The following is a 15,431-nucleotide window of genomic DNA, read 5'->3' on the forward strand; positions in this document are numbered from 1 at the left end:
GAATGCAAAATGAATGGTAACAATAATGAGTACAACAACCAAAAACCTAATTATAATGACTCACAGTACAATAAAGATTATTATTCAAATTCCGGACAGAATTATCAGCAAAGCGATTATGTGCCGCAATCTTATGGCATGTCGAGCCGTTATGATGATCTCTACGATTACGAAGAAGAGTCAGGTTCAGGCAGCTTCATCGCCGGTGCTCTTGTCGGCGCGGTGATTGGTGCGGCAGCAGCGTTATTCCTGGCACCTAAGTCAGGCAAGGAATTCCGTGGAGACTTGAATAACCAGGTTACTACGCTGAAAGAAAAATCCCAAAGCTCTAAATCGGATTCAGATAACGAAGGCGGCGGCTTGAAACAGCAGCTGAAAGACCAGTCTTCAAAAGTGGTCGATAAAGTAAAAGGCATGAAAGGCGGCTCTTCGCCAATGGATGATGGAACAGCATCATCTGAAGGAGAAGAATCGATTGATATGCACGCAACTATCGAAAATACAGTCCATGAATCCAATAAAGAGACTGAAGCAGCAGGCAATGAAGCATTCACATCAACAGCAAATGCATTAAAAGAAGCTGTAGAAGAAGTGAATGAGGACAAAAAATCAGGATCAGGCTATGCTACTGGCTCAACGGCAAAAGATGCCGGCAATTCTAAAAACGGTTCGAATAAAAACCAGAACACTGGATCAGATTCGAATTCAAAACAAAATAATGTCGGAAGCTATAATGCAAACAAAAATAACTCCGGCAATAATAACTCAAACAAAAACAATTCCAATTCCAACAGCAACAAAAACAATTCAACAAAATGATTTGGGAGCGGATAAAATGAAAAACCTTATACGCGTACAGGATTTAGACGGCCTTAAAAAGGCGGTCGAAGGAACTCAAAGCTATTGGCTTTTCAAGCACAGCAGCACGTGTCCGGTTTCTGCAGCGGCATGGAATGAATACAATGAGTATTGCTCATTGCATCCACACCAGACTTTCCTGTTCCTTGTAGTTCAGGAAGATAAGGAATTATCGCAGGAAATTGCGGAAATCACGCAAATTAAGCACGAATCGCCTCAGCTGATGCATTTTTCAAATATGCAGGTTGACTGGCATGCCTCACATAATAAGATCAAAAGTAAGGCAATGCAAGAATTTATTGCTTGATAAGACAGGCCGGAGCCCAGTGCTCCGGCTTTTTTTACATTAAAATACTTTAGTGCGTTGAAGCGCTAAAACATTTTTCGTGACTTTCCCGAATACTTTGCATATAATAGTCCTATCATGTTAAGATAAGTCACCGATTAAAGGTGATTTATGAAAGGGGAAATTAGGATGAGCCAGATGGATTTAGAACAGCTGAGAGAACAGGTCGATGCAGTAAACCTGCAAATTCTGTCCCTGATCAATGAGAGGGCTTCAGTTATACAGGAAATCGGCAAGATCAAGGAAAAACAAGGAATGAAAAGATATGACCCGCTTCGTGAGCGTCATATGCTGGATTTATTGAAAGATAATAATAATGGTCCTTTGGATCAAAAAACGGTTGATCATATATTCAAGGAAATTTTCAAATCCGCGCTTGATATGCAAGAAGAAGATACACGTAAAGCTTTGCTTGTATCGCGGAAGAAAAAAGCTGAAGATACAGTAATTGATATCAATGGTGAAAAAATTGGGCAAGGAGAGCCATCATTCATTTTTGGCCCATGTGCAGTTGAATCACAGGAACAGGTGTCGATTGTAGCTGAAGCGATTGGCGGCAAAGGACTTAAAATGATACGCGGTGGAGCTTACAAACCCCGTACATCTCCATATGATTTCCAGGGGTTGGGGTTGGACGGTCTGAAGATGCTGAAAAAAGCAGCAGATGAATACAATTTGGCGGTTGTTTCTGAAATCGTCACACCACATCATTTGGAAGAGGCTCTTGACTATGTCGATGTAGTTCAGGTCGGTGCACGAAATATGCAGAACTTCGAATTATTGAAGGCTGTGGGCAGCATCAATAAACCTGTATTGCTGAAGCGGGGGATGGCGGCTACAATTGATGAATTCATCAACGCGGCTGAATACATCATTGCTTCCGGCAACAGCCAGATCATTCTTTGCGAACGCGGAATCCGCACTTACGAAAAAGCGACCCGCAATACATTGGATATATCAGCTGTGCCGATTCTTAAGCAGGAAACGCATTTGCCGGTATTCGTCGATGTGACGCATTCGACTGGGCGCCGTGATCTTCTATTGCCAGCTGCCAAAGCGGCAATCGCGATTGGTGCAGACGGCGTGATGGCGGAAGTGCATCCGGACCCAGCAGTCGCTTTATCGGACGCTCAACAACAAATGAATCTTCCACAATTCGACGAATACTACGATTCGCTGATGAAATTCATGAAGCAATATGAGATGAAAATGTAATGCCAAAAGTCGGGCGTAACCCCGGCTTTTATTTATTTTATATAAATTAAATTAATTTATCAGCTACATATAAAAATGTGACACTTAGAGTATTTTGAAGATATGGAGCAAAACAGCGAAGACGCCCAGGGGACTAAGCGAAGTGCTGAGATCCACTCGGGCGAAGTGAAACGAGCACGAGTGGATCTCAGCGCTAGCCCCCAGGCAAGCGAGCTGTTTTGCGGAATATCAGTCCACATAATATATAAATCAACATATTTAGTTGATATACATAAACTTATTGTCGTATGATTGAAGAAAAGGGAAGAGGGCGCTTACATGACCGTAACGATTTATGATGTGGCAAGGGAAGCGAACGTTTCCATGGCAACCGTTTCACGTGTAGTTAATGGGAACCAGAACGTTAAACCGGCTACAAGAAAAAAAGTATTGAAAGTAATTGAAGAATTAGGCTATCGCCCGAATGCAGTAGCACGGGGACTAGCTAGCAAGAAGACCACTACGGTCGGTGTCATCATCCCGGATATATCGAACAGCACCTATGCGGAACTGGCTAGAGGCATTGAAGATATAGCCACGATGTACAGATATAATATTATCCTTTCCAATTCAGACCAAAATGAAAACAAGGAATTACAGCTGCTTGAAACAATGCTCGGCAAACAAGTGGATGGAATTGTGTTCATGAGTGATGTCATCACACCTGAATTGCTGCATGAGCTGGAACGGTCTCCTACTCCGATTGTATTGGCCGGATCAATTGAAGAGACAGGCAAAATCGCTTCCGTTAATATCGATTATTACGGAGCGGCTTATGAAGCTGTTAAGAAATTGATCGACAATGGACATAAGAGCATCGCTTTTGTATCGGGTCCTTTAACCTCTAAGATAAACAGGGATTATAAGATGAAGGCATACCGGGAAGCGCTGGAAGACGCCAAAATCGAATTTAAATCCGAATTAGTGGTCGAATGCAATAATTCGTACGATGAAGGAATCGAAGCGGTGAAAGAACTGAGACCTCACAAACCGACAGCTTATTTCGTCAGCAATGATGAGATGTCGATTGGTGTAATTCACCAGGTGGAGGAAGAAGGACAAAAGATTCCTGAAGAAGTCGAGATCATAAGTTACGAGAATTCCAAACTGGCGCGTATGGCACGCCCGATGCTGAGTTCTGTGGCGTTGCCTTTATACGATATCGGAGCAGTTTCCATGCGGTTATTGACGAAGTATATGAATAAAGAAGAAATTGATGAGAACCAGGTTATTCTTCCATATCGTATTGAAGAACGCCAATCAACTAAAAATGATGGTTGATGGTTTTTCCATAAAAATAAAAGCTGCAGGGGAAGTTAATTCCGCTGCAGCTTTTTGATTTATCATAAATTTTTCTGAGTATGCCGGATAATGTATAGAGCTTTTTCCAGCATCTGATGATTTTTTTCAGTGATTTCCTCTTTACGCGGAATCGGATCATACATATTCTCAGGATCCTCCCAGGTCTTGATGAGCGGGACAGGTGACTCCGTCTGCCATTTATCCAGCCATTTTTGCGGTAAATTGCCGGTTGGAAGAGGTATATCATTCATTTCCATCCACAAATATGACCATGCGCGAGGAACTACTCGCCAGATGTCATAACCGCCGCCGCCCACAGCGATCCATTTGCCATCGCAATATTCGTGGGCCAGTTCATGAGCAATTTTAGGGATCTCCTTATAGATTTCCATCGTCCCGTATAAATGAGTCAACGGGTCCAGGTAATGTGCGTCTGCGCCATTTTGGGAAAGAATCACATCAGGTTTAAAATGTTCGACGATTTCACGCATGGCTGTACGATAAATTTCCAAAAACGATTCGTCTTCCGTGAATGCATCTATTGGAAAATTGAAGGAAGTGCCATATCCTTGGCCGTTGCCGCGTTCGTTGATATTTCCTGTGCCTGGGAACAGATATCGTCCAGTTTCGTGTATCGATACGGTGCAAACATCAGGGTCATCGTAGAAGGACCACTGGACGCCATCGCCATGATGGGCGTCTGTATCGATATAAAGCACACGCGCTCCGTATTTCTTTTTAAGGTAATTGATGGCAACAGAACTGTCGTTATAAATACAGAAACCGGAAGCTTTTCCACGGAAACCGTGATGAAGGCCGCCGCCAAGATTAAGGGCATGTTGGGCTTTGCCTTCCATGACATAATCTACAGCTGTCAAAGTTCCACCTACCAGCCGGGCGCTGGCTTCATGCATATTTTCAAAAATCGGGGTGTCTTCCGTACCGATCCCGTAACTTTCACCGGCTTCTGAAGAAATTTCCCCATTGCTGGCCTTTTTAACAATGTCGATATAACGCTGATCGTGCGCCAACAGTAATTCTTCGTCTGAAGCAATACGGGCGGGAACGATAAGGTCTTCTGAAAGCGCATTCATTTCGCGCAGCAGATCGATTGTCAAAACGAGCCGTTTCTGATTGAATGGGTGGGTTTCCGAGAACTTATAGCCCAGTTGGTCTTCAGAATAAATGAAAACGGCATGTTTTATTCGTTTATTTGCGGCATGTTTGGCCATAAGACATCAAAACCTTCTTTACGTAAGTCGTTAATGAGCGCCAGGGGATTCATGGTTTGTACCCGGAAGACGAGGATTTTGTTTTCTTTCTTTTCTCTATCGGGATAAACAAGCACACTGAGCACATTGATATTATGCTGGTAAAACACTTTTGATACTTCGAGCAGCACACCGGAGCGATCCGCCACACGGACTTCGATTTGGGATCCCGGCTGATGGGTGCCGGTCAATTCGATGAAAGTATACAACAGATCCGTTTCAGTTATGAATCCGGCAAGTTTACCTCCGCTGACCACCGGCAAGCAGCCGATCTGCTGTTCGTAGAAGACCATCGCTATTTCTTCCACAGAATCCATTGGATGGGCGATTACTGGATCTGAAGTCATGATTTCCCGGACAGTTTTCTTGTAGGGATCTCCTTTGGGAGATACTGTGAAGCGGGAAGGGAGAGCGTCTTTCAAATCGCGATCGGAAACGACACCGACGACTTTTCCGTCTTCAACAACAGGTGCATGGCGAATCCTTTCTTTTTCAAATAGATCGATGACATTCTGTACAGTCTGATCAGGGTTCAACGAATGGACTTCGGTTTTCATTATTTCTTCCAACAGCATTTACAACACCCCTTAATGGTTAATACATGTATCTGTGCTTGAAACGTAATTGATCGAACTTTTGAACGGACTCCCGGTCAACCCGTTTGCCGATTTTCGCCATCAGGCAATTTGCCGGGTGGGAGCTTATTTCAGGTTCATCTGTCGCGTAATATTCAAGACCGCCGGCCTGCATCATTTTTTCCATGATTTTACGGTACTCCCAGACATTAAGCCCTGTTCCTTTCAGATCCCAATGCCAATAATATTCTGTGGTGATGACTATGAAATCTTCGAAAGCATCATCCATCATGGACGTTTTCAGCAAGGCTTTACCAACGCCGCTGCCTCTGAATTTTGGAATCACTTCAATCGCGCCGAGTTCTATCAGGTTTTCCATATTGCCTTCTGACCACCGTTCGAGTGGATCAGGGTATAAGAACGTGACATAGCCGACGATCGTATTGTTATCACGGGCAATGAGTATGCGGCCTTCCGGCAAATCAGCAATTCCTATTACAGCTTCGTGCTGTTGTTTAGCTGGTCGGAATGCGATCAAATCTTCATGGAAATCCAATGATTTCAATTCACTCGAGGGAATCGGGCCCTCTACAATGATTCTTCCGTGTTTCGTTTTCAATTCCATCGCGTTGTAAGTTTTCTTATGTTCCATCATTTCACCGCCTGTAAGTTTGCAATTAGCTTCATTATACATGAAAGAAAGAGTGCTTGGCTAATCAGTTTGTAAGCGCTATCTATTTTTTAAATAGTTAAAAAAGTTGGCAATATTCGGCGGAGCTGATGTAGAATGAAAAAGAGATAAGAATAGAAAGGATGATTTGGATGAAAGTGGAAGCATTACCTGCAGTACCTGGAAATTCCAACCTACATAATTACGACGAAATTGCTTCTGATTTTAACTGGAAAGAAGCCGAGAAAGCATTCACCTGGCATGAAACCGGGAAAGTCAATATGGCGCATGAAGCTATTGACCGCCACGCTGAATCCGATAGAAAAAATAAGGTTGCTCTTTATTATAAGGACCAGCACAGAAATGAATCATACACGTTTTATGAGATGAAACGCATGACCAACCGTGCTGCAAATTTGCTGAAATCCCATTCTGATCTTGAAAAGGGAGATCGGCTGTTCATCTTCATGCCTCGATCTCCTGAATTGTATTTCACTATGTTCGGTGCATTGAAGATGGGGTTGATTGTCGGTCCGCTTTTTGAAGCGTTTATGGAAGGCGCGATTTATGACAGGCTGGATGACAGTGATGCAAAAGCGATCATTACAACACCAGAACTTGTTTCACGCGTGCCATTCGATAAATTGCCTAACTTGAAAACAGTTTTCCTTGTAGGGGAAGGTATCGAAGAGAATAATCATACAGTCGATGTTATGAAGTATTTACAGAATTGTTCAGACCGATTTGAAGTGGAATGGCTGGACAAGGAAGATGGGCTGGTCCTGCATTATACTTCGGGCTCGACCGGCAAACCTAAAGGAGTTTTGCATGCCCAGTATGCAATGGTGCAGCATCTCCAGACTGCCAGATGGGTGCTCGATTTCAATGAACAGGATATCTATTGGTGTACAGCCGATCCAGGCTGGGTGACAGGAACTTCCTATGGTGTATTTGCGCCTTGGCTCAATGGAACGACTACAGTGATTATCGGCGGGCGGTTTTCACCGGAAGGCTGGTATCAAGCCATCGAAGACTACGGAGTAACAGTCTGGTACAGTGCGCCGACGGCTTTCCGTATGCTGATGGGAGCGGGGGATGCGCTGGTCAAAGAATATAATTTATCAACTTTGCGCCATGTCCTTTCTGTAGGTGAACCTTTAAATCCTGAAGTGATCAGATGGGGAGCTCAAGTATTCGAACGCCGCATCCATGACACGTGGTGGATGACGGAAACCGGAGCACAGGTCATCTGTAATTATCCTTCACTGGCTATAAAGCCTGGTTCCATGGGTAAACCGGTCCCTGGCATTAAAGTTGCAATAGTCGATGACCAGGGCAATGAACTGCCGGCGAATCAAATGGGCAACTTGGCGATTGAAAAAGGCTGGCCATCAATGATGCGTCAAATATGGAATAACCCTGAGAAGTATGATTCTTATTTCTTGAAAGATAAATGGTATGTATCAGGGGATTCAGCTTATAAAGATGAAGAAGGATATTATTGGTTCCAGGGACGGGTTGATGATGTCATCATGACTTCTGGTGAACGGGTAGGTCCGTTTGAAGTTGAAAGCAAACTTTTGGAGCACCCTGCAGTAGCAGAAGCCGGGGTTATCGGGAAACCGGATCCGGTCCGTGGTGAAATCATAAAAGCGTTCGTCGCTCTAGTGGAAGGCTATGAACCTTCAGAAGAATTGATCCAGGATATTCAACAATTTGTGAAAAAAGGTTTAGCTGCCCATGCAGCGCCGAGGGAAATCGAATTCAAAGATAAGCTTCCTAAAACTCGAAGCGGTAAGATCATGCGCCGTGTCCTCAAAGCCTGGGAACTCGATTTACCGACAGGCGACTTATCGACAATGGAAGATTAATGACAAAAGAGAAAAACGCAGCGGAAATTCATCCGCTGCGTTTTTCATTTGCAATTAAAAGAGCCAGGCCAGTTTTAAAACACTGGCCTGGCTCTTAAGCATTATTATGCTGCATCATCTGTGTCTTCCGGTTCTTCCGGTTCCTCAGGTGGATCAATCGGTTCATCCGGTGGGTCTGTCGGTTCCAGCGGTTCTTCCGGTTCTTCTGGTTCTTCCGGTTCCTCCGGTTCAGCTGGAGGATCGGCTGGCTCTTCCGGTTCTTCAGGCTCATCCGGCTCAGTAGCAGGTGGAGTCGAAGGTGGTGGAGCCGGCGTATCACTCGGCTCTTCTTTTTCCGGTTCCGGCGCTTCTATCGATACGGCATTGGAGTTGGAAGACTCTCTGCCTGTGATATCAACTGCGACTACGTAATAGCTGCCAGGGCCTGGAACTGTAAATGAGTTGCTTTCGGCTTCAGAAATGGTGGCTACCTTCGAATTTGCACCGCCGGTATTTCTATAAACCCGATAGCCGATAACATCATTTGAAGATGAATTACTCCAGCTGAGCGATCTGCCGTCAAGAGTTGCCTGAACTCCTGATGGCGCTGCATCGTCCGCATCAAAGCTCGTTGATGAAACAACGTTCGAGAATCGGGAATCCGATGGGAACAGCTTGCTGGCATCTCCGCCGAACGGTGCAAGAATGCGGTCGATAAAGTCTTCAGAGACTCCAACACCACCGCCTGAAACGAATTCTGCAGGCGTCGAGGAAAGAGCAGCGTAGCGTTTACCATCGATTGTCGTATATTTCCCGGTTGTCAGGCTGTCATCCGCTTTGCTCGGTACCATGACATTGGCATTGAATAAATCAGACCGGACAAGTTCTCCGGAACAGCCGTCACTTGGTGCAAGACCCGAAATACCGCAGAAAGAACGGCTAACTACACCTTCAGGTGCTTTAAAGGTTTCCTGGGTTCCAAAGAACTCAGGGTTAACATCGTATGAGGCATTCATTAATGAGGCCCATACTTGGTTAACACGTGTTGATGGCTGCAAATTGCTGTTGCGCATGATATCCAGGGAACTTCTCTCCTGATCATACCCAAGCCATACGCTCATTGTAACGTTCGGATTATAGCCGACGAGCCAAACGTCACGTGTTTCTTGGGAAGTACCGGTCTTTCCGGCAAAATCGGAACTGAATTTCAAAAGATTATTTGCACGGTTTGCAGTGCCTCGAGCACCGTCGAACACGTCGCGCATCATATCTGTAATGACGTATGAGGTTTGCGGTGTATAGACTTCTTTAGTCTCGACTTTATGCTCATAAACGATATTGCCTTCCGCATCTTCAATGCGGTCGATCATGGATGCCTTGGCAAAAGTTCCGCCATTCGCAAATGTTGCATAAGCATTGGCAAGTTCTTCAGTTGTTGCTTCGACACCTGCTCCTAGTGCAGCACTGAGAATAGCATTATCTGATTCTTCAACTGCGGATAACCCATTTTGCAATAAGTAGTTTATAGGCATCTGATTTTGGATTTGTGCGAAAAGACGCACTGCAGGCAAGTTCTGGGATTGGGCCAAAGCGTCCCGAGCAGGCATGATTCCTTGCTCACTTGTAGCTGTAAAGTTGCTCGGACTCCAAATTTTGCCGCCGTTATCCACCATTTCAAACTTCACATCGACCACCGGACTGCCGGCGCCAATTTTGCCGAACTCGATTGCCGGGGCATAAACCAGCAACGGTTTAGCTGTAGATCCGATTGAGCGGTAAGCTTGTGTGGCATAGTTGAAATTGGAGATTTCATGGTCGCGGCCACCTACAAAGCTTAAAATCCGGCCAGTATCATTTTCAATTGTAGTGGATCCGACTTGGACCGGCATCGGCACTTCTTCTTCCTGGCCTTCCTGATTGACGATCGTCTTTGTTAAAGTAGGTCCATAAGATTCATATGCATCTTTAGCTTTTTGCTGTGCATCGAAAAGGTCTTTTTCAATACTTGAATGGATACGATAGCCCCTTGCGCGAACGGCACGGTCAGCTAATATCTCATATTCTTCAAATAATTTATCGTTTTCTTCTAATGTAGCAGGGTCAATTCCAGCTTCTTCAGCCAGAATATCCATTACAATGCGGGTTGCCCGCTTCTCAATTTCAACCGTTATATGAGGATATCTTTCATAAGAACGGGTTTCATCTGTTCTGAAGTCTTTTGCAATATCGTAGGCCAGTGCTTCATTATATTCCTGTTCTGTAATATATTCGGTTTCAAGCATCCTGAATAATACGGTTTTCATCCGATCAATGCCGAACTCCAAATACTCAGGCTCTTTTAATCCGCCATCAGAGGAATACGGTGTATAGCGGAATGGGGCTTTCGGAATCCCGGCAATGAATGCTGCCTGCGGCAAATTCAATTCACTCGCATTCACATTGAATATTCCGTTAGCCGCCGTTTCGATCCCTGCAATGTTCGTGCCAGCAGAGTTTCTGCCATAAGGAATGATATTCAGATAAGCTTCCATGATTTCTTCTTTGGTCATGAATTTCTCAAGGCGCATTGCCAAAAGGATTTCTTTAGCTTTACGCTCATATGAAACTTCGTTCGTCAAAATCTGGTTCTTAATCAATTGTTGGGTCAGCGTCGAGCCGCCAGTCTGGTTGTCTGCATTCGAGACATCCTGGAACAAGCCGCGGAAAATCGCTTTGGGCACGATGCCATCATGTTCATTGAAATATTCATCTTCTGTAGCCAGTACCGCATTTATTGCATAATCAGAAACCTCATCGAGATTTGTTTCCTCCCGCTCAAGATCGGTTCGCAGTTTACCCAGGTACTGGTCATCCGCAAAGAATATTTCTGAAGTTTCCTCGTAGGCATAAACTTCGCCCCGCATTTCGCTTTCGGTGCGGAGTTTTTCTTCATCGACAAGAGAAGCGAAATATCCAGCTCCTACGGATGCGGCAAATACACCGCCGACAACCAGGATGATCGCCAATAAAATGGCCAAGTTCCAAAAAACACCTGTTGTGATATTCAATCCTCTAGCCCATTTTGTCGAACTCCATTTATGGTATGTGTCTTCAGATTTCTGCTGCCAGTATTTTAATCGTTCGCGCACATTATCTACCCCCTAAAATCTTTTTATATTATAGCATATTCTTATATAGTCCACTAAGTTATTGACAATCTGTCATAATAAAGTACACTACTAGTATATTTCAATATTAAAACGATGAAGAACCCGAAGTAGGAACTGCGATTTTTCCAAGAGAGCCGGTGGTTGGTGCAAACCGGTAAAAACGCAGCGGCTGAATTACAGGTTTGGAGTTTTCGGCTGTGCCACGATCGGCACAAAAGAGTGGAAGGAATCTATTCCTTCAAGCTGGGTGGTACCGCGCAATTGCGTCCCTGCATGTCTGACATGCAGGGGCTTTTTTATTTGGTGCAATAAATACATCATACCAAAGCTTGTTTTTGGGGAATTCATCCTGCTGTCTATAGTAATAAAGTAATTGTACCTGAGGAGGAATCGGAATGTCGAATGAATTATTGGAAGATCTTAAATGGAGAGGTTTACTGTATCAGCAAACAGATGAAGAAGGGCTTGCTGACGTATTGGAAAATGAAAAGATTTCATTGTATTGCGGTGTTGATCCGACAGCTGACAGCATGCACATCGGGCATATCGTACCTCTTCTGACATTGCGCCGTTTCCAGATGCACGGCCACAGACCGATCTTATTGGTCGGAGGAGCGACTGGCATGATCGGGGATCCGTCAGGACGCAACGAAGAACGCCAATTGCAGACTACGGACCAGATAGACCGGAACGTTGAAGGCATCAAAGTCCAAATGCAGCAGATTTTTGATTTCCAGACTGAAAACGGTGCGAAAATGGTCAATAACCGTGATTGGATCGGAGCGATGAGCGTCATTGAATTCCTGCGGGATTACGGTAAATTGATTTCGGTTAATTACATGCTTGCCAAAGATTCAGTGGCATCCCGTTTGGAAACAGGTATTTCGTTTACAGAGTTTTCTTACACACTGATTCAGGCAATCGATTTTAATCATCTTTATGACAACTACAATTGCCGTGTTCAGATCGGTGGTTCGGATCAATGGGGAAATATCACCTCAGGTCTGGAAGTTATCCGCAAAACCCATGAAGAAGAAACAAAAGCTTTTGGCATCACCATTCCGCTGGTAACAAAAGCGGATGGCACGAAATTCGGCAAATCTGCAGGCGGTTCCGTCTGGCTGGATGCGAAGAAAACTTCTCCATACGAGTTTTACCAGTTCTGGATCAATACATCTGATGCGGATGTTGTGAAATACCTCAAAATTTTCACGTTTATCAGCCGGGAAGACATTGAATCACTGGAGTCATCAGTAGAGAATGAAGCTCATCTTCGTAAAGCGCAGAAAGTGCTGGCGGAAGAAATGACTAAACTGATCCACGGGGAATCCGCTTTGGAAGATGCACTTCGCATTACGAAAGCGTTGTTCAGCGGGGATTTGAAAGCATTGTCGGCAAGTGAGATGAAAGCGGCGTTCAAAGATGTCCCTTCCATTGAAATGGAACGGGAGCCAAAATCGATCGTGGACCTCATCGTGGAAGCCGGCATCAGTTCTTCTAAACGTCAGGCAAGGGAAGATGTTACTAATGGAGCCATTTCGGTGAATGGTGAAAAAGTGACGGATCTTGAATATGTCATAGATGAAAAAGATCGGCTCGAGGATGCATTCTCCATTATCCGCCGAGGCAAAAAGAAATACCATATGGTGCAATTCAAGGCTTAAGTCCGACTCTGAACGAGATTCGATTCTTCTTAGGCGCTGCCTCTGCAGGGATTTATTGACAGTGATGTTTAACACTTTGTCCAAGGGGTAACTTTGAAATGTGAGAGATTTTCTATTGACTTACAAATCTAAGGAGGCGTAATAATGTCAAGAGTAGTCGGATCTTATCGTTCAGAAAAAGAAGCAATTGAAGCAATCGAGGATTTAAAAAGAAGAGGGCATCGATCGGAAGACATATCTGTCCTTGGTAAAAATGAAGAAGAAACCCGAAATGTAACGGAAGAAACCGGTACGCATGCCGGCGAAGGCGCCGCTACAGGAGCAGTAACCGGCGGTGCACTTGGTGGCCTTGGCGGTGTACTTGCAGGACTTGGGGCACTCGCGATCCCGGGTATTGGACCGATTGTGGCCGCAGGTCCAATCGTAGCAGGCTTGACCGGTGCAGCAGCTGGAGCAGGGATTGGCGGACTGGCAGGTGCTCTGATCGGAATGGGTATTCCTGAAGACGAAGCGAAGGATTATGAAAACCGTTTCAATGAAGGTGAAATTCTCGTGCTTGTCGAGGACGATACATTAGACATTCCAGATCATAATGACCGCGACCGATTCACAGACAACGATCCGGTGATCGGTGATGAACGTCGAACTGGCGGAATAAGAGGGTCAAGAGACCTTTAAAATAGGGATTCAAATTAAAAGCAACGCCACCGATTTCGGTGGCGTTGCTTTTTGTATTATTATAGAAGGAAACTTCAAAATCAGAAGCTTGTGACTTACACACACTTCAGGAATTCAGGAACTTCCATTGAATTGAAATGATGCGGATGGATAAGCTTGCCCAGCCTGATTGCGCCTTCCAGCAAGCGGGGGGAAGGCCTGCAATAAAGCTCTTCTTCCATAATATGAATTTCATCTGCTGCTTTCATTTCTTTATAACCGGGCCTTTTACGGACCAGTTCCGGCTTGACTTTATCTGTCATGATTCCGACCCAGGCAAGCAGGATATAGTCGGGATCGCGGTTTGTAACATCTTCCCAGTCGGTTTGGACGTTCGCCTGATCCTTATCGTCAAACAGATTGCGTCCACCCGTGATTTCACTGATTTCCGTAAGCCAATTGACGTTTCCTGGAGTGAAAATCGGTTTTGGCCACCATTCCCAGTAGAGCGAGGGCCGGCTTTCAACAGCTGCAGATCGTGATTTTATCTCATCAATTGCTGCTGTATAAGCAGCGTATGCTGTAAGTGCGTCTACACCGCAGGCTTTTCCCACAGTCAAAAGATCCTGTCCGATATCGTCCAGGCTTTGTGGATCTAAAATGATATGGGGAATATTCCTCTTTTTCAATTCTTCGATATTTTTTTCCATGCCTGGCACACTTAACGATGCGAGCACCAGATCCGGCTCCAGTTTTTCAAGTTCATCCATACGGATGGAAAGATCGGGCCCGAGTCTCGGCAAGTGGGTGATGGATTCCGGCCAATCCGAGTAATCATCGATGCCGACCAGCATTTTTTCTGCACCCAAAAAAGCCAGCAACTCTGTGTTGCTTGGACAAATTGATATTAATCTCATTGCTGCACCTCCATTTTCTCCAGTTTATCATAAAGTCAGGATGGCTGAATGGAACAGAAAAACCCTGAACCGAAAGACCGGTTCAGGGTTTGAAATCTTAAGATTAACGTGAGTAGTACTCAACGATCAATTGCTCGTTGATTTCAGCAGACAATTCGCTGCGTTCTGGGTAACGTACAAACGTACCTTCTTTTTTGTCAGCGTCGATTGAAACGTACTCAGGAACAAAGCTGTTCACTTCGATTGCTTCGTTGACGATGTCAAGGTTGTTTGATTTTTCACGGAAAGCGATTGTTTGTCCTGGTTTCACGCTGTATGACGGGATGTCAAGGCGTTTGCCATCAACAAGAATGTGTCCGTGGTTTACCAATTGGCGAGCCTGGCGGCGAGTGCGCGCAAGACCTAAACGGTAAACAACGTTATCAAGGCGAGCTTCAAGCAAGATCATGAAGTTTTCACCGTGTTTACCAGGCATTTTGCCTGATTTGTTGAATAGTGTTTTAAATTGGCGTTCAGTTACACCGAACATGAAGCGCAATTTTTGTTTTTCCTGCAATTGCAAACCATACTCAGAAACTTTTCTGCGTTGGTTAGCACCGTGTTGACCTGGTGCGTAAGGGCGTTTTTCTAATTCTTTACCTGTGCCTGAAAGGGAAATACCCAAACGGCGGGACAGTTTCCATGCTGGACCTGTATAACGAGACATATAAGTCTCCTCCTCTGTTGTTGGTTTTTAGAGTAAAATAAAAACCAGATGCATTCATGCTGCAAGCCATTTTATAGTCCTGTATCTTCGCTCAGCAGCCAAGAGTTACGCGATACACCTCTATAGACTTGACGCAGGCCTCATTCGAAACCTGTGTTTTACTATAAGGAATAAAATGGACAAGCAGGCACATACAACTGCTGCGATTATTT

13 protein-coding genes and 1 other annotated feature are annotated in these 15,431 nt (G+C 44.7%); of the genes, 7 read left to right on the forward strand and 6 right to left on the reverse strand.

All coding sequences use genetic code 11. The annotated features are described in order from the left end of the window. Positions 1 to 9: 9 nt before the first annotated feature. The 4 genes from D2910_RS00360 (at position 10) to ccpA (ending at position 3,739) form a co-directional block, all read left to right on the forward strand. Complete coding sequence (locus D2910_RS00360) at positions 10 to 819, forward strand: YtxH domain-containing protein (RefSeq protein WP_117312041.1); 810 nt, start codon at positions 10 to 12, stop codon at positions 817 to 819. Between the two features lie 16 nt (positions 820 to 835). Beyond that, entirely contained in the window at positions 836 to 1,165 is a 330-nt protein-coding gene (ytxJ, locus tag D2910_RS00365) for a bacillithiol system redox-active protein YtxJ (protein ID WP_117312042.1), read from the forward strand. Between the two features lie 168 nt (positions 1,166 to 1,333). Then, on the forward strand, positions 1,334 to 2,419 hold the full coding sequence (locus tag D2910_RS00370) for a bifunctional 3-deoxy-7-phosphoheptulonate synthase/chorismate mutase (protein ID WP_117312043.1): 1,086 nt from the start codon (positions 1,334 to 1,336) through the stop codon (positions 2,417 to 2,419). Positions 2,420 to 2,737: 318 nt separating this feature from the next. Next, positions 2,738 to 3,739 carry a catabolite control protein A gene (ccpA, locus tag D2910_RS00375; RefSeq protein WP_101801684.1) on the forward strand — a complete coding sequence of 334 codons (1,002 nt, stop codon included), beginning with the start codon at positions 2,738 to 2,740 and terminating at the stop codon, positions 3,737 to 3,739. Between the two features lie 62 nt (positions 3,740 to 3,801). On the opposite strand, the gene D2910_RS00380 is transcribed toward ccpA, so the two are convergent. Genes D2910_RS00380 through D2910_RS00390 form a run of 3 tightly spaced genes read right to left on the reverse strand, consistent with a single transcriptional unit; the run spans position 3,802 to position 6,258 of the window. Further along, entirely contained in the window at positions 3,802 to 4,992 is a 1,191-nt protein-coding gene (locus D2910_RS00380; RefSeq protein ID WP_205854571.1) for an acetoin utilization protein AcuC, read from the reverse strand. Further along, positions 4,962 to 5,606, reverse strand: a complete 645-nt coding sequence (locus D2910_RS00385; RefSeq protein WP_084246543.1) for an acetoin utilization AcuB family protein — start codon at positions 5,604 to 5,606, stop codon at positions 4,962 to 4,964. The genes D2910_RS00380 and D2910_RS00385 overlap by 31 nt, the downstream gene beginning before the upstream one ends. Before the next feature lie 19 nt (positions 5,607 to 5,625). Continuing rightward, entirely contained in the window at positions 5,626 to 6,258 is a 633-nt protein-coding gene (locus D2910_RS00390; RefSeq protein WP_117312044.1) for a GNAT family N-acetyltransferase, read from the reverse strand. Between the two features lie 170 nt (positions 6,259 to 6,428). Here D2910_RS00390 and acsA point away from each other — a divergent pair, with 170 nt between their 5' ends. Beyond that, entirely contained in the window at positions 6,429 to 8,147 is a 1,719-nt protein-coding gene (gene acsA, locus D2910_RS00395; RefSeq protein ID WP_084246539.1) for an acetate--CoA ligase, read from the forward strand. Positions 8,148 to 8,251: 104 nt separating this feature from the next. On the opposite strand, the gene D2910_RS00400 is transcribed toward acsA, so the two are convergent. Continuing rightward, positions 8,252 to 11,254 (reverse strand): transglycosylase domain-containing protein, encoded by a 3,003-nt coding sequence (locus D2910_RS00400; protein ID WP_117312045.1) that lies wholly within the window; start codon positions 11,252 to 11,254, stop codon positions 8,252 to 8,254. Positions 11,255 to 11,359: 105 nt separating this feature from the next. After that, positions 11,360 to 11,549: a binding site (T-box leader), on the forward strand. Between the two features lie 121 nt (positions 11,550 to 11,670). Between D2910_RS00400 and tyrS the strand changes: the two genes are divergently transcribed. Together tyrS and D2910_RS00410 are read left to right on the forward strand one after the other, a co-directional pair. Then, on the forward strand, positions 11,671 to 12,939 hold the full coding sequence (tyrS, locus tag D2910_RS00405) for a tyrosine--tRNA ligase (protein WP_117312046.1): 1,269 nt from the start codon (positions 11,671 to 11,673) through the stop codon (positions 12,937 to 12,939). Positions 12,940 to 13,083: 144 nt separating this feature from the next. Beyond that, the gene (locus tag D2910_RS00410; protein ID WP_084246533.1) at positions 13,084 to 13,617 is read left to right on the forward strand and encodes a general stress protein; all 534 of its coding nucleotides are present in this window, start codon (positions 13,084 to 13,086) and stop codon (positions 13,615 to 13,617) included. Between the two features lie 95 nt (positions 13,618 to 13,712). Here D2910_RS00410 and D2910_RS00415 read toward each other — a convergent pair whose 3' ends face one another. Both D2910_RS00415 and rpsD read right to left on the reverse strand, forming a co-directional pair. Beyond that, on the reverse strand, positions 13,713 to 14,513 hold the full coding sequence (locus D2910_RS00415; RefSeq protein WP_117312047.1) for a cobalamin-binding protein: 801 nt from the start codon (positions 14,511 to 14,513) through the stop codon (positions 13,713 to 13,715). A 103-nt stretch (positions 14,514 to 14,616) separates the two neighbouring features. Then, positions 14,617 to 15,219, reverse strand: coding sequence for a 30S ribosomal protein S4 (gene rpsD, locus D2910_RS00420; protein ID WP_084246529.1), 603 nt, complete (start codon positions 15,217 to 15,219; stop codon positions 14,617 to 14,619). Positions 15,220 to 15,431 lie beyond the last annotated feature (212 nt).

Source organism: Planomicrobium okeanokoites (assembly GCF_003428875.1).
In the GTDB taxonomy this organism is placed as follows: domain Bacteria; phylum Bacillota; class Bacilli; order Bacillales_A; family Planococcaceae; genus Planococcus; species Planococcus okeanokoites.

Coding starts and splice junctions, on each gene's coding strand:
- D2910_RS00360 (WP_117312041.1), top strand. CDS start 10: ATGAATGGTAACAATAATGAGTACAACAACCAAAAACCTAATTATAAT.
- ytxJ (WP_117312042.1), top strand. CDS start 836: ATGAAAAACCTTATACGCGTACAGGATTTAGACGGCCTTAAAAAGGCG.
- D2910_RS00370 (WP_117312043.1), top strand. CDS start 1,334: ATGAGCCAGATGGATTTAGAACAGCTGAGAGAACAGGTCGATGCAGTA.
- ccpA (WP_101801684.1), top strand. CDS start 2,738: ATGACCGTAACGATTTATGATGTGGCAAGGGAAGCGAACGTTTCCATG.
- D2910_RS00380 (WP_205854571.1), bottom strand. CDS start 4,992: ATGGCCAAACATGCCGCAAATAAACGAATAAAACATGCCGTTTTCATT.
- D2910_RS00385 (WP_084246543.1), bottom strand. CDS start 5,606: ATGCTGTTGGAAGAAATAATGAAAACCGAAGTCCATTCGTTGAACCCT.
- D2910_RS00390 (WP_117312044.1), bottom strand. CDS start 6,258: ATGGAACATAAGAAAACTTACAACGCGATGGAATTGAAAACGAAACAC.
- acsA (WP_084246539.1), top strand. CDS start 6,429: ATGAAAGTGGAAGCATTACCTGCAGTACCTGGAAATTCCAACCTACAT.
- tyrS (WP_117312046.1), top strand. CDS start 11,671: ATGTCGAATGAATTATTGGAAGATCTTAAATGGAGAGGTTTACTGTAT.
- D2910_RS00410 (WP_084246533.1), top strand. CDS start 13,084: ATGTCAAGAGTAGTCGGATCTTATCGTTCAGAAAAAGAAGCAATTGAA.
- D2910_RS00415 (WP_117312047.1), bottom strand. CDS start 14,513: ATGAGATTAATATCAATTTGTCCAAGCAACACAGAGTTGCTGGCTTTT.
- rpsD (WP_084246529.1), bottom strand. CDS start 15,219: ATGTCTCGTTATACAGGTCCAGCATGGAAACTGTCCCGCCGTTTGGGT.